16 protein-coding genes are annotated in these 21,821 nt (G+C 54.9%); 14 read left to right on the forward strand and 2 right to left on the reverse strand.

The features are described 5' to 3' along the window. Nucleotides 1-76: 76 nt before the first annotated feature. The 3 genes from ACX1DY_RS05550 to ACX1DY_RS05560 all read left to right on the forward strand — a co-directional run bounded on the left by ACX1DY_RS05550 (nt 77) and on the right by ACX1DY_RS05560 (nt 3,469). Nucleotides 77-1,417, forward strand: a complete 1,341-nt coding sequence (locus ACX1DY_RS05550; RefSeq protein WP_458963188.1) for a DNA polymerase IV — start codon at nt 77-79, stop codon at nt 1,415-1,417. Nucleotides 1,418-1,577: 160 nt separating this feature from the next. Next, nucleotides 1,578-1,820, forward strand: a complete 243-nt coding sequence (locus ACX1DY_RS05555) for a ferredoxin (RefSeq protein ID WP_458963189.1) — start codon at nt 1,578-1,580, stop codon at nt 1,818-1,820. Between the two features lie 188 nt (nt 1,821-2,008). Then, on the forward strand, nt 2,009-3,469 hold the full coding sequence (locus tag ACX1DY_RS05560) for a L,D-transpeptidase (RefSeq protein ID WP_458963190.1): 1,461 nt from the start codon (nt 2,009-2,011) through the stop codon (nt 3,467-3,469). Here the strand turns inward: ACX1DY_RS05560 and ACX1DY_RS05565 are convergent. Further along, entirely contained in the window at nt 3,466-3,603 is a 138-nt protein-coding gene (locus ACX1DY_RS05565) for a hypothetical protein (RefSeq protein WP_458963191.1), read from the reverse strand. The genes ACX1DY_RS05560 and ACX1DY_RS05565 overlap by 4 nt on opposite strands. 211 nt (nt 3,604-3,814) lie before the next feature. On the opposite strand from ACX1DY_RS05565, the gene ACX1DY_RS05570 reads away from it, so the two are divergent. The 8 genes from ACX1DY_RS05570 (at nt 3,815) to ACX1DY_RS05605 (ending at nt 14,286) form a co-directional block, all read left to right on the forward strand. After that, on the forward strand, nt 3,815-4,909 hold the full coding sequence (locus tag ACX1DY_RS05570) for a quinone-dependent dihydroorotate dehydrogenase (RefSeq protein WP_458963192.1): 1,095 nt from the start codon (nt 3,815-3,817) through the stop codon (nt 4,907-4,909). Between the two features lie 28 nt (nt 4,910-4,937). Beyond that, nucleotides 4,938-5,750: a GTP pyrophosphokinase gene (locus ACX1DY_RS05575; protein ID WP_458963193.1), complete on the forward strand. Its 813-nt coding sequence runs from the start codon at nt 4,938-4,940 to the stop codon at nt 5,748-5,750. Next, nucleotides 5,740-6,204 (forward strand): DUF309 domain-containing protein, encoded by a 465-nt coding sequence (locus ACX1DY_RS05580; RefSeq protein WP_458963194.1) that lies wholly within the window; start codon nt 5,740-5,742, stop codon nt 6,202-6,204. The genes ACX1DY_RS05575 and ACX1DY_RS05580 overlap by 11 nt, the downstream gene beginning before the upstream one ends. Before the next feature lie 57 nt (nt 6,205-6,261). Next, entirely contained in the window at nt 6,262-7,806 is a 1,545-nt protein-coding gene (locus tag ACX1DY_RS05585) for an RsmB/NOP family class I SAM-dependent RNA methyltransferase (protein WP_458963195.1), read from the forward strand. A 3-nt stretch (nt 7,807-7,809) separates the two neighbouring features. Next, the gene (locus ACX1DY_RS05590; protein ID WP_458963196.1) at nt 7,810-8,574 is read left to right on the forward strand and encodes a pseudouridine synthase; all 765 of its coding nucleotides are present in this window, start codon (nt 7,810-7,812) and stop codon (nt 8,572-8,574) included. Between the two features lie 57 nt (nt 8,575-8,631). Beyond that, nucleotides 8,632-9,432, forward strand: coding sequence for a Cof-type HAD-IIB family hydrolase (locus ACX1DY_RS05595; RefSeq protein WP_458963197.1), 801 nt, complete (start codon nt 8,632-8,634; stop codon nt 9,430-9,432). Between the two features lie 213 nt (nt 9,433-9,645). Beyond that, nucleotides 9,646-13,809: an HNH endonuclease signature motif containing protein gene (locus tag ACX1DY_RS05600; RefSeq protein WP_458963198.1), complete on the forward strand. Its 4,164-nt coding sequence runs from the start codon at nt 9,646-9,648 to the stop codon at nt 13,807-13,809. Between the two features lie 21 nt (nt 13,810-13,830). Next, complete coding sequence (locus tag ACX1DY_RS05605; protein ID WP_458963199.1) at nt 13,831-14,286, forward strand: YrhA family protein; 456 nt, start codon at nt 13,831-13,833, stop codon at nt 14,284-14,286. Nucleotides 14,287-14,449: 163 nt separating this feature from the next. Here the strand turns inward: ACX1DY_RS05605 and ACX1DY_RS05610 are convergent, their stop codons facing one another. After that, nucleotides 14,450-15,844 (reverse strand): RsmF rRNA methyltransferase first C-terminal domain-containing protein, encoded by a 1,395-nt coding sequence (locus ACX1DY_RS05610; protein WP_458963200.1) that lies wholly within the window; start codon nt 15,842-15,844, stop codon nt 14,450-14,452. Nucleotides 15,845-16,032: 188 nt separating this feature from the next. On the opposite strand from ACX1DY_RS05610, the gene ACX1DY_RS05615 reads away from it, so the two are divergent. The 3 genes from ACX1DY_RS05615 to ACX1DY_RS05625 are packed head-to-tail and all read left to right on the forward strand — an operon-like array spanning nt 16,033 to nt 21,816. Then, nucleotides 16,033-17,169, forward strand: coding sequence for a glycosyltransferase family 4 protein (locus tag ACX1DY_RS05615; protein WP_458963201.1), 1,137 nt, complete (start codon nt 16,033-16,035; stop codon nt 17,167-17,169). 4 nt (nt 17,170-17,173) lie between these two features. After that, the gene (locus tag ACX1DY_RS05620) at nt 17,174-18,559 is read left to right on the forward strand and encodes a metallophosphoesterase family protein (protein ID WP_458963202.1); all 1,386 of its coding nucleotides are present in this window, start codon (nt 17,174-17,176) and stop codon (nt 18,557-18,559) included. Beyond that, on the forward strand, nt 18,556-21,816 hold the full coding sequence (locus ACX1DY_RS05625; RefSeq protein ID WP_458963203.1) for an AAA family ATPase: 3,261 nt from the start codon (nt 18,556-18,558) through the stop codon (nt 21,814-21,816). The genes ACX1DY_RS05620 and ACX1DY_RS05625 overlap by 4 nt, the downstream gene beginning before the upstream one ends. The last annotated feature ends 5 nt before the right edge of the window (nt 21,817-21,821 follow it).

Raw genomic sequence — 21,821 nt, forward strand, 5'->3', positions numbered from 1 at the left:
GCATTTTTACGCGGGAATGTAACAAAGAACTTTACAGCAGGCCAAGATTTGTTGACCTTCCGCCAGAGGAAGAGGTATGCTGAAATCAACACTTCGGAACCCTGAATATAAGAAGGTCGATATTGTGCAGAATGTGGATCAATATTATCCAACAAGCGGCAGGGTTATTTTGCATGTGGATATGAATGCTTTTTATTGCTCTGTGCATGAGGCGGAGGACCCTGATCAATACAAGGGAAAAGCAACAGCGGTTGCAGGCAGCGTGGAGCTGAGGCGGGGGATTATCGTTACCTGTTCCTATGCAGCGCGCAGGCAGGGGATTTCAACGGGAATGCAGGTGCAGAAGGCGTTGCGCCTTTGTCCTTCGCTTATTCTGATTAAGCCGGATTTCCATCTATACCGCAAGTATTCGACTGCGTTCATGCAAATTGCCTACAGCTATACACCGCTGCTCGAAGCCGTCTCGATCGACGAATGTTATCTCGATATTACCGGCTCACGCCAATTCGGGACACCGCTGGAAATCGCTGAAGCCATTCAGCGCCGGATTATGGAGGAACTCGGACTGCCCTGCTCCATCGGTATTGCACCCAATAAGCTGCTGGCCAAGATCGCATCTGATCTGAAGAAGCCTAACGGTATTACCGTACTGCGGCTGCGCGATGTGCCGGATGTCCTGTGGAACAAGCCCTGCAATGAAATGTTCGGTATTGGCGGCAAAACGGCGGAGAAGCTTCGAAGGCTGGGCATCTACAGTATTGGGCAGCTGGCCGCTGCGGAGGAGAGTATGCTGGTCGAGCATTTTGGCGTGATGGGCTCATGGCTGAAGCGGGCGGGCAACGGGATTGATCATGGTGAAGTGAACCCTGAACGGGAGCAGAGCAAGTCAATCGGGCATACGACGACACTGCCGCGCGATGTTGTCGGCTTAGCCGAGGCCCGGCCGATTCTGCTGAATCTCAGTGACCAGGTAGCGCGGCGGCTGAGAAAGCAAGGATTGGTGGCGGCGGGGGTACAGCTCACGATACGCACACCTGAAATGAAGACCATCACCCGCTCACGCCAGCTTGACGCTCCAACGGAAAATGCGGATGACATCTACAAGGCGGTCTGCGACCAATTTGCGCGGCACTGGAAGGGTGACAAGCCCATTCGCCTGCTGGGTGTAACTCTGCAGGGGCTGACCCCCAAAGAGGATTCTGCGATTCAACTGGATCTGTTCGATTACGAACGCCAGCCCAAGAAGGAGTCGCTCACCAAAGCGATGGACCTGCTGCGCAATAAATTCGGCGAGAATGCAGTTCTGACAGCAGGGATGCTCAGCGACAGCCATTCGGCGCGTCTGCGCAACCATAAGGAGCGCGGGACCTCCCTGCAGAAGGACAATCTCCATGAGGTTGACCCTGCTGATGACTGAATAGGCCGTTTTAGAATACGGCGGCAGTGAAGCTGCATATTGCGTCAATATTGGAAACGATCTGAAAACTCATTGAAATTGTATTCTATTTATATTAATATGAGAAAAATAACAGGCTGCTATTGCAGTGCTGTATTGTTCAACGGGAGGCAGAGGAAAAATGGCTAAATACACTTGGGTCGAAAAAGATACCTGCATCGCATGCGGTGCTTGTGGAGCGACGGCCCCTGATATTTATGATTATGATGATGAAGGCTTGGCAGAAGTGATCTATGAGAATGACAGCAACCGTGGTGTAACCGCGATTCCTGATGACTTGTTCGATGATCTGCAGGATGCTGCCGATGGATGCCCAACGGACTCCATCAAAATTGCGGATGCTCCTTTTAACAAAGAGGGTTAAGACCCTAAGGTATTCGTATCTGCGCAAAATATAGGATTGAATGAAGGGTGGAATCTCCCTTTAGGTCCTTATATTTCCATAAAGACATCTCTTTGCTGCGATAAATGCGGCTAGGGATGTCTTTTTTTGATGATTCAGCCGATATAAACTAATAAAGATTAAAAGTAATTCATAACCCGGAGGCCCCGATGAAAAACTCGCAGCATCTTAAAGCATATGTGCAGATGCACCCTGATAATAAGATGGCATGGTACTTGCTTGGTAAGGAATATTATAAGAACGGCCAGCATGGGAAGGCTAACTACTGCTTCAACCAGGCGGGCGGAGTATATGAAGCTTTCGAGCACAGCAAGGTTCCTGCGGAAATGCTGCGTGAGTATGAAGAAGGACTGCTCAATACAGCACGGCAGCGGCATGAGTCCAAGCTTAGAAGGCATAGGGTTATGCTCGTGCTTGTGCTGCTGTTGCTGCTGTTCATACCCTCGGCGATAGCCCCGGAAGGAAGTCCGGGTGAACCCGGCGAGGCGGCATCGGCGAATGCGGCCCTAGGGCTGGAAGACCCGGAGGCCCCGGTATCGGCACAGGAGTCGGCCCCGGCAGTGGAAGAAGAGAAGTCTTCAAAGCCCGCGGCAATGGGATTCACGGCGACAGGTGAAGACGCGGCTTCGGTGGGCCAGGCCTTGGCCAAGACGGTGCAGAGCGGGCAGGATACCTCCAGAACGGCTATACTGACCATGAAGCGGTCGGGACAATGGCTGCTCTGGAAGAAGAACCTGCCGCTTACCGCTACGATTGAGAGGGGCAAGGAAGGGAAGGTTGTATATCAGTCCTATGATCCGGTTGACTGTGCCTGCAAGCCGCCGGAAGCAGGCGGACTGAAGAAGCAGGCCGGATCATGGCAGAGCAGCCAGGAGGAGCTGGCTGTGCTCTGGAGCGCCATCCGCTCTTACAAGAACAGTAAAGGCGCGTTGCCGGAGTCACTGCAGGAGCTGACCAAGCCTTTCCCGGAGAATATTCTGGGCGGAACGACTCCGCTGATGAAAAAGAAGTTCGCTGCATTGCGCGCGGCGGCAGCTCCCCAGTCTCCAGAAGCTTCGGCAAAGCCTGCTGGGCCTGCGGCATCGGCTGTCCCGGCGGCGGGCCAGGGAAACGGCAGTGGGGCAGGTGCGTCCGGCGGCGGGAAATCAGCGGAGCAGCCTTTTTTTACAAGTCCGCTTAGGATTATTGTAGATAAACAAAAGCACCGTCTGGCAGTGATCAGCGGCAACATCATTCTGCGGAACTATGAGGTTGGGCTTGGAGGGGGCAGGACACCGGAAGGGGAGTTCGAAATCTCTGATAAGGTGGTCAATCCGAACGGGCGCGATAACGGGGAATTTGGCAGCCGCGGCATGCAGCTCTCGGATACCAACTATGCTATTCATGGTACGAATGAGCCGGACAGCATCGGCAAGGATGAGTCCAAGGGCTGTATCCGGATGAAACGCGAGGATGTGGAGGAGCTGTTCGCGATGGCGCCGATGGGAACGAAGGTCGAAATTACAAAAGGGGTTCTGCCTGATGAGCCGCTGCTTCCAGAGGAACGATTCCCGTCCGGTGCACCGCAAAATCAGACCAACCCCCACAAAGTCTACCATTGGCTGGATTAATTTCCTGCTACTATAAATAAAACAAGAATCAGAAGAACCAGGAGCACCAGACTGACACTGATCCATAGGATTGCTTTGCGGTTGACTTCTTCTTTCTTTTGCTGCAATGTGGGTGGCTTGCGTTTTGTGGACATATCGTTCATCCCTCTTTCTCTCTTAATCAATGATTACCCTTACATTGTAATGCGTTTACAAGAAAAATACTATACTCGGCGTTTCGCTCCGGAGCACTGCAGGGTAAAAAACTTTTCTTTTCCCCCGGAAACGGCTAAAATTAAGAAGAAACCTACAGAATCGGGGAGTTACCTGCATCACTTAAGGGTTCCCTTAGAAGGAGCGAGAACGGTGCTGTATCGACATTTAGGCAAACCTATTTTCTTTAAAATGGACCCGGAGAAAGCGCACCATCTCGTTGTCGGCGGACTGAACAAATCAAGTCTCGTGCCCGGCGGAAACGCTGCAATGCGCCTGATGTACGGCGTTCCCGAAACGGCCGATTTGGCAGTGGACCTGTTCGGACTGCATTTCCCGACTCCGGTGGGACTGGCTGCGGGCCTGGATAAAAATGCTGAAGCGGTGGGGGGCTTCTCCTCAATCGGATTTGGATTTATGGAAGTGGGCACGGTGACACCGAAGGGCCAGCCGGGCAACGACAGCCCGCGGTTATTCCGCCTTCTGCCTGACGAAGCGCTGATCAACCGGATGGGCTTCAATAATGAAGGCGCCGATGCGATGGCGCAGCGGCTGAAGGCGCTGGGGAAACGCCGGATTCCAGTGGCCGTGAACATCGGCCGCAACAAAACGACGCCAAACGAATCGGCGCATGAGGATTACCGCCAGTGTATCCGTACGCTATATCCGTACGGTGATTTTTTTGTGGTCAATATCAGCTCGCCGAATACGCCGGATCTGCGCAGTCTGCAGCACGGCAGCGAGCTGTCGAATTTGCTTGCACAGGTTAAGGAAGAAATGGAGCTTCAGCGTGTGCAGAGCGGTACCGCCAAAAGCCTGCTGGTCAAAATTGCTCCCGATGTCAGTGACGCCGAGCTGGAGTATATGGTACATACGCTCTCTGAAGCCGGAATGGACGGCGTGATTGCCACGAACACTACGCTTAACCGTGAAGGGCTGAAGAGCGACAAGGCAGGGGAGACAGGGGGCCTCAGCGGCAAGCCGCTGCGTGACCGTTCGACTGAAATTATCCGCAGAATCTACCGCCAGACTGGCGGCAAGCTGCCGATCATTGGTTCAGGCGGTATTTTTACCGCTCAGGACGCATATGACAAGATCCGGGCAGGCGCAAGCCTGGTCGAAATTTATACAGCTCTCATCTATGAAGGACCGGAGGTTAACCGCAGAGTGCACGCCGGACTACGGCAACTGCTGCGGCGCGACGGATTCTCTCATATCCTGGAAGCGGTGGGTGCTGATCATCACTGAAGGATGAATGGACAGGAGGACTAAGGCGATGGACGTCAGGGACTGGGGAACATTTTTGCTTCCATATGAACAGACAGTGGAAGAATTGAAGGTTAAATTCAAAACAATGCGCGCGGAGCTTAAGAAAAGAGAAGAGTACACACCAATCGAGTTCGTGACAGGACGCGTGAAGCGGCTCTCAAGCATTCTTGAGAAGGCTAAGCGCTTGAATGTAAAAATGGAGGATCTGGAAACGGGCATTGAGGATATCGCCGGCATTCGCATTATGTGCCAGTTCGTCGAGGATATCCGCAGAGTCGCGGAATATATCCGTGCCCGCAAGGACCTTGAAGTCCTCTACGAGAAGGACTACATTACGAATTATAAGGAAAGCGGCTACCGCAGCTTCCATATGATTATTAAATACCCGGTACAGACAGCCCTGGGACAAAAGATCGTGCTCGCCGAAATTCAGATCCGCACCTTGGCAATGAACTTCTGGGCAACGATTGAGCATTCCCTGAACTATAAATACCGTGAGAGTCTTCCGGATGAAATGCGCCTGCGGCTGAAAACAGCAGCGGAAGCCGCTTCGATTCTGGACAGCGAGATGTCCAGCATCCGTGATGAAATTCTGGATGCGCAAAAAACATTCGAGGATAATTCGAACACTACAACGCAGGTGCTGAAGTCGATTCATCAATTGTATTTCTATCACTTGGTCAATGAAGCCATCGAAAGCCAGGAGCGCTTTAATCAAATCTGGCAGGCGCAGGATATGGAAGCAATGAAAGCACTGCTGGAGCATGTGCGGGAGCTGCTCTCGAACGCCAAGAAGGACAGTCTGCCGGATGGCTTATGAACCGCTGTACCTGGCTTACCTGGTCTACTTCAACCGGGACAGGGATTATTTTGAATGCCATGAGGTGCTCGAAGAACTGTGGTTGGCAAAGGATCGCGATCCGCTCTACAAGGCTCTGCTTCAAGTAGCGGTAGGGCTGTATCATTTCCGCAATAACAATGTGCGCGGCGGCAGAATCATGCTGAACCAGGCGCATGAAGTGCTGCAGCGCTATCCCGCAGACGCACTCGGCATTGATCTTGCCAGGCTGGCAAGAGAGGCTCAGGAGTACGCCCGGAGTCTGGAGACCTATGCGGAGCAGCCGTTCGATTATTATGATCTGACGATTGTGCTTGTGGACCAGGGGCTGGCAGAGGAGGTTGCTGCTGCAGCGCTCGAGATTATACCCAGCAACCCGCAGCGGCGCGGTCCTCAGAGACCGGCAGCATCCCACCGCAAGCAAGGCATTGAATAGCAAGGCTACCACAGGAGCACCCTCAGGGGTGTTCCTTGATTATTGGAGGAAAGCACCATGGCGGCACAACTGCCCGGCTCTTTCATGCAGCGTATGAAAGAAATGCTGGGAACGGAATACGAGCAATTTGCGGATTCGTATAAGGAAACTCCCTATGGCGGAATTCGCGCCAACCTACTAAAAATTTCGGTAGAGGAGCTGCTGGCTCTCTCCCCTTTTACACTTGCGCCTATTCCCTGGTGCCCGTCAGGGTTCTATACGGAGGAAGGAGCAAGACCGGGCAAACATCCTTACTACCATGCCGGCCTGTATTATATTCAGGAGCCAAGCGCGATGGCCCCAGTGGAGCTGCTGGACGTGCAGCCAGGCGACCGCGTGCTGGATTTATGTGCGGCTCCGGGCGGCAAATCGACGCAGATTGCGGCCAAGCTGCAGGATGAGGGCCTTCTGGTCAGCAACGATCTTCACCCGGAGCGGACCAAAGCTCTGGCCAAAAATCTGGAGCTGTACGGCGTACGCAACGGAATAGTGCTTAATGAGAATCCCGGGCGGATCGCGGCGGCTTTTCCTGGATTTTTTGACCGTATTCTGATTGACGCGCCATGCTCAGGTGAAGGCATGTTCCGCAAGGATGAGGACATGGTGAAGCAGTGGGAGCCGGAAACACCGCTGAAATATGCCGCCATGCAGCGTGAAATTCTGGAATCGGCTGTAGCAGCGCTCAAACCGGGCGGCACTGTGGTGTATTCGACCTGCACCTTTGCCACTGAGGAGAATGAAGGGATTATCGGCGGGTTCCTGGACAAGCATCCAGAGTTTTCGCTTGTTCCTGTGGGCGGCACCGGTTCTTTTGCGCCTGGAATTGGCGGGCTTCCGGGCGCGGCCCGGCTGTGGCCGCATAAGGTCAAAGGCGAAGGGCATTTTATGGCTGTTCTCCGCCATGACGGCAGCGGCAGCTCTGACGGGGAGCATGCAGAGAGACTGGAGGAGGCTGGTCAGGAGCAGGCGCTGGCTATTTCTTCACGAAGCAAATCTGCCAAGCCTGCTTCCAGGTCAAATCCTGTGCGGGCGGAAGGCGGGCGCGGCGGTAAAGGCAGCCGATCTTCCGGCAAGTCCGGCGGGGGAGCCCTAGGCCGCCAGCTTCCGGGAGCAGGAGGAGAAGAAGCTGCAATGGCAGCGTATGAGGAATTCGCCAAAGACCAGCTCGGCTGGCAGCCCTCGGGATATCCGGTGCTGTTCGGCGATCATTTGTATATCTCCCCGCTGCCCAAGGCGGCACTGGACGGGCTGAAGACTATTCGCCCGGGCTGGTATGTTGGACATATCCGCAGCGGCAGATTTATTCCCGGGCATCCGCTTGCTACCGCGCTGCATCCGTCTGAAAGCATCCGCAGCCTCTCGTTGTCTAGCGCTGACGGTGAAGCAGTCTCCTATCTGAAGGGGGAGACTCTGTCCGTCCCTGAGGATCGCCTGTCCATACAACCGGGGAATCCCGCGAAGGGTTATGTCCTGGTCTGTATTGACGGTTATAGTGCAGGCTGGGCCAAATGGCAGGACGGTATGCTGAAGAATGAATATCCCGCAGGCTGGAGGTGGACATAAACTATGAGTGCATCAGGTAATTCTGCAAAAAAACAACGGATTGACAAGGTTCTGTCCCACATGGGCGTAGGCTCCCGCAGCGATATCCGCAAGCAGGCCAAGCAGGGGCTGATTACCGTGAACGGCGTTGTAGTCAAAGACAGCGGCTTCCATGTTGATCCCTACCTTGACAGGGTAGAGGTCAATGGCGAGCCTGTGTTATACCGTGAATTTATCTATCTGATGATGAATAAGCCTCCGGGTGTATTGTCTGCTACGGAAGACAAGCGGGACCGCACGGTGCTTGACCTGCTTAAGCGGGAATACGCGCAGTTCGAGCCATTTCCGGTCGGAAGACTGGACAAGGATACTGTGGGCTTATTGCTGTTGACCAATGATGGGCAGCTTGCCCATGAGCTGCTCTCGCCGCGCAAGCATGTACCAAAGACCTACGAGGCTACGGTCGAAGGCGAAGTCGATGCCGCCGATGTGGCTGCTTTTGCTGCCGGTGTGGAGCTTGACGACGGTTATGTGACTCTGCCCGCACAGCTAACCATCCTTGGCAGAGAACGGGGTACTGTGACCCTGTCGCAGATTTCGCTCACGATCACCGAAGGTAAATTCCATCAGGTGAAGCGGATGTTCCTGGCGGTGGGCAAGAAGGTGGTCTTTTTGAAGCGGGTAGCCATGGGTGGTCTTAAGCTGGATGAGAGCCTCACACTGGGCGCTTGCCGGGAGCTGACTGCCGAGGAGCTGAAGCTGCTGGGCGGCGGAGAAACGGAGCTTTAATAGAGAGATTTATGGAATGATTGTATACAGATAAAAGACAGACAAGGATGGTGGAGTATGAAATACAAGCTGATTGCACTGGATGTGGATGGAACGCTGTTGAACGACGATCACCAGCTCAGCTCCGAGAACAAGGAGGCAATTGCGGAGGTTACGCGGCAGGGCGGACTAATCGTTCTTTGCACGGGCCGCAGTCCGCAGAATTCAATTCCGTTCATGGAGGAGATGGGCCTGTCAGGGTATGTGCTGGGCCATAATGGAGCAGCTACGGTACGGGTGGAGGACCGCGAGGTACTGCATATTTACGGACTGGATGCGCGCGGGTTGGACCCTTACATCGAGTACTGCCGTGAGCGTGATATCCATTATGATATCAATACGGCTTTTGACATGTATGTAGATAATGTGGAGAACCTGACTGAAGAAGCCCTCTTTATGTATGAGCATTTCCGGGTTATGCCGGCGTCGCTTCCTGCATGGGAGGATTTCCGCGAACCGGTTGTTAAGTTAACGGTATTCACTAAGTCGGATGTTCTGGATGAAGCACAGCGCGAGTGGGCGACCTGGACGCAGCAGTATAATATTTTGCGCAGCGGCGAATTTTTTGTAGATTTCATGCATCCGGACGCCTCTAAGGGCAACGCGCTGATGAACCTGGCAACGCAGCTCGGAATCCCTCAGGAGGAGGTCTTGGCGATCGGGAATTATTATAACGATATTTCGATGCTAACCTATGCCGGTCTTGGCATTGCCATGGACAACTCCCCGCTTGAGGTGAAGGCGGCAGCGAACGTAATTACTGGCACTAATAATGACAATGGGGTGCGTGACGCACTGGTTAAGTATTGCTTATCGTGATACGGACAAACGGATGATGTACTGGTTGCAAAAGCATAGAATAGGGTCCTTAACGGCTCTGTTTTATGCTTTTTTGTGTTGAAGTCCGATTGTGTAATGATCCTGATTCGGTGAACATTTCCAATAAAAGGTTGTTTGTCCTATCCGGCTGTAAAAATCGCTGTAGAATTCACATCTTCTATAAGACCGATTTTTACAGAGGGGGGACCCAGCTTGCAGACTCAGGTAAAGGTGAGCAAGGAAAAGGAACAGACTTCCGTTCACCATAAACCATACAGCTATGAGCCAACGTATACGAAACCAGCGGCTGCACGGCAGCCGGACCCGGTGGAGATTATCCGGCGTATCCGCAAGAATCCGGCTTCGTTGACACGAGAGGATCAGATGGCGCTGAGGCGCATTCTAGGCAACCGCGCCGCCGTTCAATTGTTATCCGAGCTGAACAAGAACGGCAAGAAAGAGGAAAAGAAGGACGAGGCAGGCGGAAAGCAGGAGGGCAAGGGGTCTGAAGGTCAGGCGAAGGCCAGTGAGGGTCAGGAGGTTCAAGGGGGAGAGGCGGCTCAAGCTGCACAATCTGAACCTGAACAACCTGCACAGGCAGAAGAAGCACCAGTGGTTAAGGTGGAGCAGCGGGCGAGTGAGCCGCAGCCGCAGAGCCAAGGTATGGCACAGGCGGCGGTGAAACAGAGCGGTGCTATTGAGCAGCAGCCGAATCAGAAGGTGAAGACCAGTGACAGAATCAAAGGCTTTCTAAAGAAGAATCTGCTGGAAAGCTCTGTAATCGGGAAGACTTCGCCTGGCAGTGTAGGAGGCGCTGGGCCATTGAATGGGGAGGGTAAAGCAGCAGCACAGCAAAAGGAAGAATCGAGAGCCGCTTCGAGTGCGGAAGGCAGCGGGAAGGAATCGGAGGCAGAATCGGCTGAATCGCAGCTAGCGGACGGCAAGGTTGGAGAGGATGCCAAGGAGGGCAAAGGTGAAGGCGACAAAGGTAGCGAGGGCGTTAAGTCCGAGAAGGGAGCCCAGAAAGGCAAAGCTCCCAAAGGGGGCAAGGGTGCCAATGACACCCCGGAAAAAGCCGCGTCAAAGGAGCCTTCATTGGGAGCTGCCCTCGGCGCTATAGCCGGAGACGGCAAGGAAACCCCAGCCAAGGGCAAAAAGGTCAACATCCGCGGCGAAGATCCGGGGCAGATCCTGGACCAGCTGAACCATGTTCAGCCTACCCAGATGGGGGATGCCTATGCCCAGGCTGTTGACGTTTCCGCAGGAGCTTTTGCGAAGCAAAAGCAAAAGGCAAAGCAGTCTCTTCCGGTCATTCCCGCACCGACCGGACTGAAAGGGAAAGTGCTGAAAGCCCGGAGGAAGCCCGTGCCGCTGAAGCTTGCTGCTCCAGAGGGCTATAAGAGCGAAAAGTCCGGGGGAGCCGCTCCGGGGAACCTGGAACGGATGAACATCGGCTCTTCCGGCTCAGAGGGAAATCCCGAAGCCATTATGAGCGAAATCCGCTCCGCCGCTGCCCAGCCTCCAGGCATCAGCATGACCGGGGAAGCCGATCCTTCCCAAGTGGAGGGCTTTGGTCGGGAAGCCTCCCAGCAAGTAGGCGCAGCGAAGCAAGCGGAGATGGGTCAGATTAACAACCCGTTCGGTGAGAATGACATCTTCCCCGAACCGGATGGTTCGACCCTGAAGGCTGGCGCAGAGCTGCAAGGCGGTAACACTCCCGCTGCCAAAAAGCTGCCAGGTTTAGCGATCCCGGGAGAAATGACCGCAGGCCTTAACAAGTCGCTGGCCCCGGAGATGAACAAGCAGTTCGGGGTCAAGCAGGCCGAATACAGCAAGGAAAAAGAAAAATTCGACAGCAAAGTTACGCTTTCCAAAGCGGACAGCCAATCGCAAATCCAGAAAGCGGAAGCCGAAGCCAAGGAGCAGCAGCTCAGCCAGCAGGCCGGAGCCAAGGCCGAAGTGAATGCCCTTCGGGGCGAGTGGAAAAACGAACTGGATGCCGCCGAAGCTGACTATGCCGGACAAGCCGGAGTTGCAGCCCAGCAGAAAAAAAGCGAAATCAACACCGTACGGACCGAAAAAGAACGCGAAGCCCAAAAGCGGCAGTCCGAAGCCGAACAAGAAGCTACAACCGCCTACAGCAAAGCCAAAAAAGAGACCGACGGGAAACATGAAGAAGAAAAAGCCAAGGAAGAGAAAAAAGGCGGCTTCCTTGGCTGGGTGAAAGACAAACTCGAAGCAGTGGTTGAAGTTGTCAAGAAAGCCGTCAACTTCATTTTCGAGGGTCTGAGAAAAGCGGTTAAGTTTATTTTTGAAAAAGCGAAACAAGCTGTACTGGGCATCATCGAGCTGGGTCGCAGGCTGATCACGGACCTGATCAAAGGCCTGGGTACCCTCCTCAAAAAGCTGGTCTCGGTGGTCTTCGCCAAATTCCCGGGCATCGCGGCCAAGATTTGCGGCAAAATTGATGCTGTCGTGAACAAAGCAGTGAAAGTCGTCAACCAGCTCGCGCAGAAGCTCAAAACAAAAGTCACCCAGGTCATGGACTTCCTGGCAACCAAAGTGGATCAGGCCTTAGCTGTGGTGCAGAACTTCTACACCAAATTGATCTCCACTTTGGGCAACCTCCTGATCACTGTGTTCCTCGATGTGATGGAACGGATTGGGGCACTCGGTAAGGCGGCGAAGCGGTCCTTCAGCCATTTGGAAGGCAAGATGTGGGAATATCTGCTTGGTGTGGACATTTCAAAGCCGCTAGGCGCAAGTGCAGCAGAAGGCGGAGCAGAGCAAACCCAGGAAGCGGGAGAGCCGCAGCCGGAAGAGAAGCTTACCGCAGACGATATCGAAATGGAATCGGTGGAAGTGGGCGAAATGGACCCAGAGCTGGTCCAGGATATTAACCTCAAGGACGGCGAAACCAAGCAGCTGCCGGGCAGCAGCGATCCGCATACGATGGATAGCATTATGGCGGATTTTGATACCGGAAAAGCGGACCAAAGCCTCGGCGGCAAAATCGCAGATGGCGTGTCGCTGCGGGCAAACAATGCCAAAATGGTGTTTGACCAGATCAAAACATATGTAATAAAATGGATGAAGAGTAATGGATTGAAGCTTTTAGCGGCGGTCATCGGATTATTGGTGGGCGTAGTTGTCGCAGAGATTGTGACAGGTGGCGCGATTACGGCGGCACTTCCAGCGATTATACAGCTAGTGAGCTTGTATCTGCAAGCCGATGCGATTAAATCCGTGGCGCAGACTCTTGCCCAAGCCTCGGGCTATATCGGCACGTACCTGAGCCAAGGCTGGCAGAAGATGATCGAACCGGCGGCGATCGCGCTGGCAACAGCAATGGCGATGGGGCTGGTGGAACTGGCAATGGAGCTGGGCTTCAAGGGCCTTGGCAAGGGACTCAAGAAGGCCGGACAAGCCGTGAAGAAAGGCGCAGCAGCAACGGCTAGAGGTGTGAAGAAAGTAGCTGGCGTCGGAGCCAAGGGCATCAAGAGCCTGCTGAAAACCGGAGCAAAGCTGGCCTCCAAGAGCGGCAACATGATCATCCAGAGTGGCAAAATCGTAATCAAGAGCCTGCAAAAAGGGCTGATGAAGGGGACCAAGAAGCTCAAGGGCCTGCTTGACCGGATTCTTACGAAGTTCAAGTTCAAGAAGTTTAAGCTGGAGCGCAAGGGAAAACATATCCGACTGTATGGCGAGGTTAATCCTTGGGTATTGCTCGCAGACGGAACAATCGAAGAAGTCGATGAACAAAAACTGAAGCAGCTTGAACTTGATGGTAAGAAACCGATCACCCTTAGCAATGCTGAGCTAGAGAAACTCAATAAATTAGATAAGGATCAGCGGGCAAAGATCTCCAAGGGTGCGGATGGAGATAAGAGTAGGATAGATTTTGATAGTATTAAAGAACCGGGAGTAGCTGGTAATGATTTTGTAGGTACATTGAAGGGAGAACAAGTGACTCTTTCCGGTGTGAAGACAAAAGAAATAGTATATACGAAAAGACTTCCGGAGGATACGGCGCAACTTCGTAGAGAATTTGACAGTACTGTGAGAAAAAAATTCCTAAAAGAATTTGCGAATGATTCCGTTAAAATTGAGAAACTTGGTAAAGCAGGTCTATCAGAATCTGATATTGCAAGAATGAGGGATGGTTTTGTACCAAAAGGATGGCAAGTACATCATAAGTTACCATTAGATGCTGGTGGTACGAATTCACTTGATAATCTAATTTTAATTAAAAATGACCCCTACCATAAAGTGATCACAAATGCACAAAATGAACTAACAAGAGGTTTGGAGGCAGGACAAAGTAAAAAGATAAATTGGCCAATTCCAGAGGGGGATATTTATCCTCCAGGGGAATAATTTGATTAGGAGGGGTAAGTAATGATAGATAGTTTATTAATTGAAATTCAAAAAATTGAAGAACGATATGGGGGTAAGCTTAGAGAACCGGCAGCTAGTAAGGATCTCAAGAAGTTGGAAAAGGTTATTAAGGATAGATTCAATGGATTAATATTACCTAGCGAGTTCATTGAGTTTCTTACGAAAGTAAATGGACTGGATTTTAATGGATTGGTAATATACGGGGTTGATAATTTTTTATTGACTTCACAAAGTGAGGATGAAATAAATGGTTTTGTTGAAATGAATGACCTTTGGCATGAAAATGAATGGCAAAGAAAATTCGTTTTCTTTGGGGATTCAGAAATTGCTTGGTATTGTTACGATTTAACTGATGAAATTTTTTTGGAACTTGATAAACCATCCGGTACTAAAATGAACACTTTTATTAACTTTAATGATATGCTAGTGAATGCACTTGAAAATAGGCTGAGTTAACCTTTTAAATTTACTTGACACTTTTCTTTCGTAACCCAAGAAACCTTGAGTAGCTCTGTGCCACTCAAGGTTTCTTTTTCAGCAGAATTCAAGATGGTATAACGAGCCAGAGCGTTTATGCGCGGCGTTGCTGGGATTATGGAAGTACATGAAAGTCAGCAGTCTATTGCTCGTCAGTGAGGGATTTTTGAATCCGCAGGCCTTTGGGCAGGTGATTCTTGAGCTGTCCCGCGCTGGCCTTGCCCCAACTGACCGGCAAGCCGTGGACGGTTACCAGCGTCCAGCCTTGCAGCTGAGGCGGAACAGCCAGGCTCTCGCCGCGCAGCCAGGCCTGAATGTCCAGACTATCCGCTGCCAGATCATAGGTGCGTGCTGCCTGTTCGGGCTTAAGGGCCATGGCGAGGGCATGGGCCGGCTCGATCCGGTTTTTCTTCAAGTGAGCCACGTGCAGGCCCGCGCGCGGCACTTTCAGTCCTTCCAGCAGGCCGGTATGCAGACTGGCGCTAAATGCCTCCGGCAGCAGGTACAGGGATTCACCGAAGAGCAGAGGCACGCCCTGGCCGGTAAATCCGGGTAGCTCAGCGGCCGCCCAGCTCATAAATTGCTGATAGGCATCGCGGACGGTGGAAAGTGGCTTGGAAGCATTTTTGCCACGTCCGCTGCTGCGTTTGCTGCGGCTCTGCACGGCTTCCTCTGAGACGGCTTTGCGCAGCAGAGCGACAAAATGGCCTTCGCCTTTTTCCAAATGAGGCCAAAGGCGTTTCTCCGCAACCAGCTCCATATCGGGATAACTGTCCAAGAAACGCAGGATTGTTTCTTCATTTTCTGTACGGTTGAAGGTGCAGGTTGAGTAGGCGAGGCTGCCGCCCGGCTTCAGCATGAGGTAGGCATCCTGCAAAATGTCCCATTGTCTTGCCGCACACATCTTCACATGCTCAGGAGACCACTCGCCTATCGCTGCGGGGTCCTTGCGGAACATCCCTTCGCCGGAGCAAGGGGCATCCAGCATGATCCGGTCGAAGACCGCCGGGAACCGGCGTGATAAATCCCCCGGCGCCGCACTTGTAACAATCGCATGCGGGATGCCTAGACGCTCCACGTTTTCCGCCAGTATTTTGGCCCGCTCCGGGTGGATCTCATTGGCTATAAGCAAGCCTTCTCCCTTCATCAGGGCAGCGATATGCGTCGTTTTACCGCCTGGAGCGGCTGCAAGGTCAAGCACAGTTTCACCGGGAAGCGGCGCCAGCAGCTCGGCTGCGGACATTGCCGACGGTTCCTGAATATAATATAGTCCGGCAGCATGAAAGGCGTGGCGTCCGGGCCGGGCGGGTTCTTCATAGTAATATCCTGAGGGACACCAGGGCACGGGCGTAAGGCCGAACAGTGAGATTGCATGATCCGCCGCAGCCTGTCCTGCTGCCGAGGCGCTTTTTAAAGTGTTGAACCTCAGACCCTGGGTCCGCCGTGCATTATAGCTCTCCAGAAAAGCGTCCGCCTCTTGCCCCAGCAGCTCTCTAATTCGGGCAGTGTAAGCGGCGGGCAGCCGTTCTTCATTCATATGTCATTCTCCTCTTGTCAAAATCTAAGATAGGTGTTAAGGCTCTTCTTAGTTGCTGTTTCAGGTGGATACCGATAAAATCAAGGTAGGGTACCTAAGCGTACCTGTAAATTTATATGTACATATATAACTATATCATAATTGCCGGGTCGCACCGTATACAGGGCAATTATAAAGGGGATGTCCTTATGAACTTGCTGCAAGCGCTATTCTTCCCGCCGGAGCAGCCTGGTGGTGTATCTTCCATGATTCCGTATTTGCAGGAACGCTTTCGTTCGAGCCGCTGGGATATGGATTTGTTCTGGCTGCCCAAGCGGATTCGGGGCAAGGGGCGTGAAGAGATCGTATTTGAAACCTTTGACTGGACCCTATATGGCGAAAGTCCGGTTGTGCAGAAATATATTCAAACCTACAGGGATTATATATGGTGGACAAAACTTCGGATGAGCAAAAAATATGACCTGATCCATGCCCACCATCCGATTGCAGGTCTTGCGATGAAAAAAATTTATCCCGAGGTTCCGCTCATTCAGACACTGCATTCCAGCTACGAACGCGAGCTGATTCTCAATGGAGTGATTGCGGAGGATGGTCCGGAGCATCAGTTCCTCGTGTCGATCTACCGTGAGCTGGAGCATGTAAGCGAACGTCTGATGACGGTATCGCACTCTTTTGCCGAATATTTAGCTCCCTATATTGATCAGCCTTCGAGGATCGGAGTGATTCCGAACGGTTTTGACGAAAAAAGATTCAAGCCTGTGCCGCACGACAATGATATTCCGCAACTGGTTACAGTAACCCGTCTGGTTCCGGCTAAAGGCATCGACACGTTGTTCAAGGCATGTGCGGAGCTGAAAAAACGCAATCATGAATATGTGCTGCATATTATCGGAGATGGTCCTTCACGTGCGGAGCTGGAGCTGCTGGCTCAGAATCTTGGCATATATAATGAAACGATTTTTTATGGCTATACCCTGCACCCGGAAGAGTTTATGCCGTTCTTTGATATTTTTGTGCTCCCGTCCCGGGCGGAAGCCTTCGGATCAGTGTTCGCGGAAGCAGCACTTAGCTGTCTGGCGCTGGTTGGCACCAATGTAGGCGGGATTCCCGAGCAGATTGAAGATGGTGTAAACGGTCTGCTGGTTGAGCCCGACGATGAGCTGGCCCTAGCGGATGCCCTGGAGAAGGTGATCAGCGATCCTGGCTACCGCTACGAGCTGTCCCGTTCGGCTTGGGATAAGGCGAAAAGCCAGTATTCCCTGACGCGTGTAGCCAATGAGCTGAAAAAAACCTATCTGCAATACCAGCAGGGAATGAAAGGGTGAGGTTATGATTCCTTTTCGTTTCCTGCATGCTGCGGATCTGCATCTGGACAGCCGTTTTGCCGGACTGGTGCAGCTTCCGCAGGCCATACGCTCCTATTTGCGGGAGTCAACCTTCGCCGCCCTCGGGCGGCTTGTTGGCGTAGCTGTTCAGGAAGAGGTGGATTTTGTCGTCATCAGTGGCGACGTGTATGATGTCTCAGATGCTTCACTGCAGGGGCAGCTTCGTTTTCAGGAGGCGCTTCAGGAGCTGGGAAGACACGGCATTGCGGTATATCTGATTCACGGCAATCATGATCCGCTGGATGGGCCACGTCTGAATTCGGAACCTCCGGGGCATGTAACGGTATTCGGCAGCGGTGAGCCGGGACAGGCCATCGCTTGCCGCCGCTGCGATGGCCAGGAGGTGGCTGTGGTCAGCGGCATCTCCTATCCAACGGCCAAAGTTACGGAGAATACAGCGCTGCTCTTCAACCGTAGACCGGGCAGCAGTCTGTTCCATATCGCCTTGCTCCACGGCAATGTGGACGGAGACCTCCAGCATGAGACCTATTCACCCTGCACCCGCAGAGACTTGATCGGGCGGGGCTTTGACTACTGGGCGCTGGGACATATACATAAACGAAGTATTCTGCATGAGCGTCCGGCGATTGTATACCCGGGCAATATCCAGGGGCGCAGCGTCAAGGAAACAGGGCCGAAGGGCTGTTACATCGTGGATGTGGACAGCGAAGGCCGGACGGAGCTCCGGTTCCATGAGCTGGATTCTATCCGCTGGCAGGTTCGTGAGCTGTCCATTGAAGGCTTGGAGGATGAAGCGCAGTGGACGCAGTCTGTAGAGCAGGCCGTCGAAGAGATCAGGGATGAGCTTCCGCAGCTGATGTCTGTGGTGCGTTTCCGGCTTACGGGGCGCGGCGCTCTGCATAAGGTACTGGCCGAGAAAGGGGCGGCGGATGATCTGCTCGCCGAGCTGCAGCGGAGAGAGACGATTCGTGCAGAGCACTCAGACTATGCAGGTCTGGTCTGGACGGAAGGGTTCACGGTGGAAACTGGCCTCGCCATTGACCGGGAGCGGCTACTGCAGGAGGACAGCTTCCTTGGAGAAATGCTGCGGCTGGCCGGGCGAAGCGGACAATCGGCAGAGGAGCTGGAGGAGCTGATTGGCAGTGCGCTGAAGCCGCTGATGGAGAACCGGGAGCTGCGTCGTTTGCTCTCTGCGGCGGGAGAAGAGGAGAAGCTGGGCTGGCTAAGAAGTGCTGCTGAGCTTGGCATTACACTGCTTGGCGGAATGGATGAAAATGATGGGCTTGCAGGTGGCATGCTGCCGTCCGAAGCCGGAGGCCAGGATGCAAACGCTGAGGCGGTAACACCGGAGCGGGGGAGATCTGAATGAGAATTGAGGAGCTGCAGATTGGCGGTTTTGGCCGTCTGCATAATCGGGAGTTGAAGCTGGGCGAAGGGATCACCGTTCTTTATGGCCGCAATGAGGCCGGTAAAAGCACAACGCTGCAGTTCATCCGCGCCATGCTGTACGGAATTTCCAGCAGAGCTAACCCTGCGGAACGTTATGAGCCGTCACAGGGCGGGCAGCATGGGGGCATGCTGGTTGCGCGCGACCGCGAAGATGCGCTCTGGAGAATCCGCCGGTATGCGGCAGGAGGGGATACGCAGAACAGAGGCGAACGGCTGCAGATCACCGTCAGCTATCCGGTTGGAAGAACGGAGAAAGCGGATCAGGGCGAGATGGAGCGCCGTCTGCTGGGCGGGATTTCCCGCAGCATGTTCCGGCAGTTGTTTGCCGTATCGCTGGATGAGCTGCAAGAGCTTGGAACGCTGCAGTCCGAGGAAATGAGCAGCTACCTGTTCCATGCGGGCATGGGCGGAGGCGGTGAAATTTTGCGGGCGGAGCGCCGGCTGCTTCAGGATGCCGAGAAGCTGTACAAGCCCCGGGGTAAGGTGCAGGAGGCGGCAAAAATTCTCCAGACGATTGAAAAGCTGGAGAGGGAGGTCGCTGAGAGCCGGTCCTATTTACCAAGATATAATCTGAACACGGCGGCTCTTGAAGCTGCGGAGCGTGAGCTTGCAGGGCTGGAGGAGCGGCGCCGGAGCGAAGGAGAGCGGCTGGTCAAGCTGCGCAAGGCACAGGATATTCGCGGGCTGTGGCTGAAATGGACGGAAGCCCGGCTGGAGCTGGAGGGGCAGCCTGTTATTGATTCTTTTCCGGAGGATGGCGCCGCCCGCTGGCAGTTGCTCGAAGGAGAAGTCCGCAGTGCCGAAGGCGCGGTACATCGTCTGAAGCGGCAGCACAGCGAGCTTGCCGAAGGCCTGGCGCACAATCCGCCGAATCGGCTGCTGGAAGCGCAGGGGCCGCGGCTTGAAGCACTCGACCGCCGCCGCAGCAGCTATGAGGATAGACAGGTGGAACGTCAGCGGCTTACGGGAGAGCTTGCCGCGCTGGAGGGGCATCTGGAGCACGTGCTGCGGGGAATCGGCGCTGGATGGGGAGCTGCCGAGCTTACGGGCTTCTCCGGTGCGGCGGCAGACCGTGAAGCCGCTCGGCGTTTCGCTGCGGCCTTCGCCGGCTATGACCGCCGCATGGAGGCCCGTGAAGCGGAGCGGCAGAGCCTCCGCTCCCGCCTGGCCGCCGCCGCCGCTGCGCTGCAGGCGGCGGAGCGGGCACTGGCGCGCGAGCACGCCGCCAGCGCCGAAGACTTCGCGGGCCTGGCTGCGCGCAGCCCGCGTGAACTGCTGCAGCTCTGGGACGAGCTGCAGCAGGCTGCCGAGCGCTGGCGCGAAGCGCAGCTCGGCGAAGGGCCGCTGCGCGGCCGCGCAGCCGGCGGCGCCGGCAGCGACGGGCGCCGGGTGCTGCGCTACCGGCGCCTCCTGCTGGCGGGCGCAGCGCTTACGCTGCTGCTGCCGCCAGCGCTGTGGCTGACCGGCGCGCCGCCGGTCAGCGCCTGGGTCGCGCTCGGCCTGCTGGCCGCAGCCGACCTGGCCCTGTGGGCCGCCCTGGGCGCGGAGCGCAGGGCGGACGCTTCCCCGCCGGGGCACGGCGGGGAGGGCAGCGCAGCCGCAGCGGAGATGCTGCGGCTGCGAGGGCTGCTGCTCTCCGGGGCGGAGCCGGAGAGCGGGCTAAGCCGGCCGGGACGGAGGCCGGCGGGCCCCAGCCCTGACGCAAGCGGGCTGGAGGCCGGGATGAAGGAGCTTCGCAGGCTCATGGAAGCCTGGAGCGCCTGGCGGCAGCGCGTGGAACGGCTGGAGGCCCAGCAGGATGCCTGCCGGATGGAGCTGGATGCGCTGACGGGACAGGAGCGGGCGCTGGCCGGGGAATTGGAACGCGCCGAAAGCGAGTTCACAGAGCTGAACGGGCGCTACGAGGAGTGGCTGCAGCAGCACAAGCTGCCGGAAGGCTTGTCGCCGGAAGGATTGCCGGATATCTTCGTCCGGGTCGAGCAGGGCAACGAGCTGCTGCGCCGCAAGCATAAGCTTGCTTCGCGGCTTAAAGAACTGGAAGCAGAGTGCTCCGCCTATGAACACGAAGTACTGACATTGATGAATGAAGCCAGGGCGGAGCTGGAGGAAGCATCTGTTCTCCCGGCTTCAAGTGAATCTGCTGCAGCGAAGCAGCCGCAATCGGGGGTGCAGATGAGCATTCGGGACGAGGTGTCCCTGCTTAGCTGGCTGGAGCAGAGCAAGCGGGAGTGGGATCTGCTGCAGATTGAACTGCTGCGCCGGGAAGGGACCTCAGCACGGCTGCTGGAAGTGGAGGCAGAGCTTGCCGAGAGCAGCCGGGTGCTGGAGGAGCTGACTCAGCGCTGCCGCGAGCTGCTTGAGGAAGGTGGAGCAGAAGGCGGGGAGGAATTTCTGCGGCGGTCCGCGGCTGTACAATTGCGGACGGAACTGACGAGAGCGATCCGCCAGTGGGAGCTGGCCATGTTCGGAGGCTGGGAACATACAGGCGTCTCCGAGCTGCTGGCATTGCTGGAGCATCATGATGCTTATGCGCTGGAACAGGAGCGGAACGCTGCAGAGAATGCTGCAGCAGGCATTGAGGAGGAGCGGAATGCCCTGCTGGAGCACCGGGGCAAGCTGCTTAAGGAACGGGAGCATTTGACGGAACGCTGCAAGGAGGATTCGGTGCTCCAGCAATTGGAGGAGCAGCGGGCGGCGCTACGGATGATCGCGGGCCAGTATGCGGTAACCGCGTTGGCGGCGGAGCTTATGGGCAGAACGCGGCGCATTTACGAACAGGAGAAGCAGCCGCAGGTGCTGCTGCTGGCATCCAATTATTTTGCCAAGCTTACAGAAGGGGAATACCGGCGGGTAGTCATGACGCTTGGCCACAAAGAGCTTAAGGCGGAGCACAAGGATACAGGGCTGCTGGACAGCGGTCTGCTCAGCCGCGGGACGGCGGAGCAGCTCTACCTGGCGATCCGGCTGGCGCTCGCGGAGACAATGGCGCGGCAGGCCAAGCTGCCGCTGCTCTTTGACGACCTGTTCGTCAATTTTGATGAGCACCGTCTACATGCGGCGTTGTCCCTGCTGGGTGAACTGTCAGCCTCCCGGCAGATTGTGATGATGACCTGCCACAGACATGTAGCTGAAGCGGCGGCTCGAATGATTCCTGCAGCATCGGTCGTTTCCGTTTAAATTAG

Source organism: Paenibacillus sp. BAC0078 (assembly GCF_054483875.1).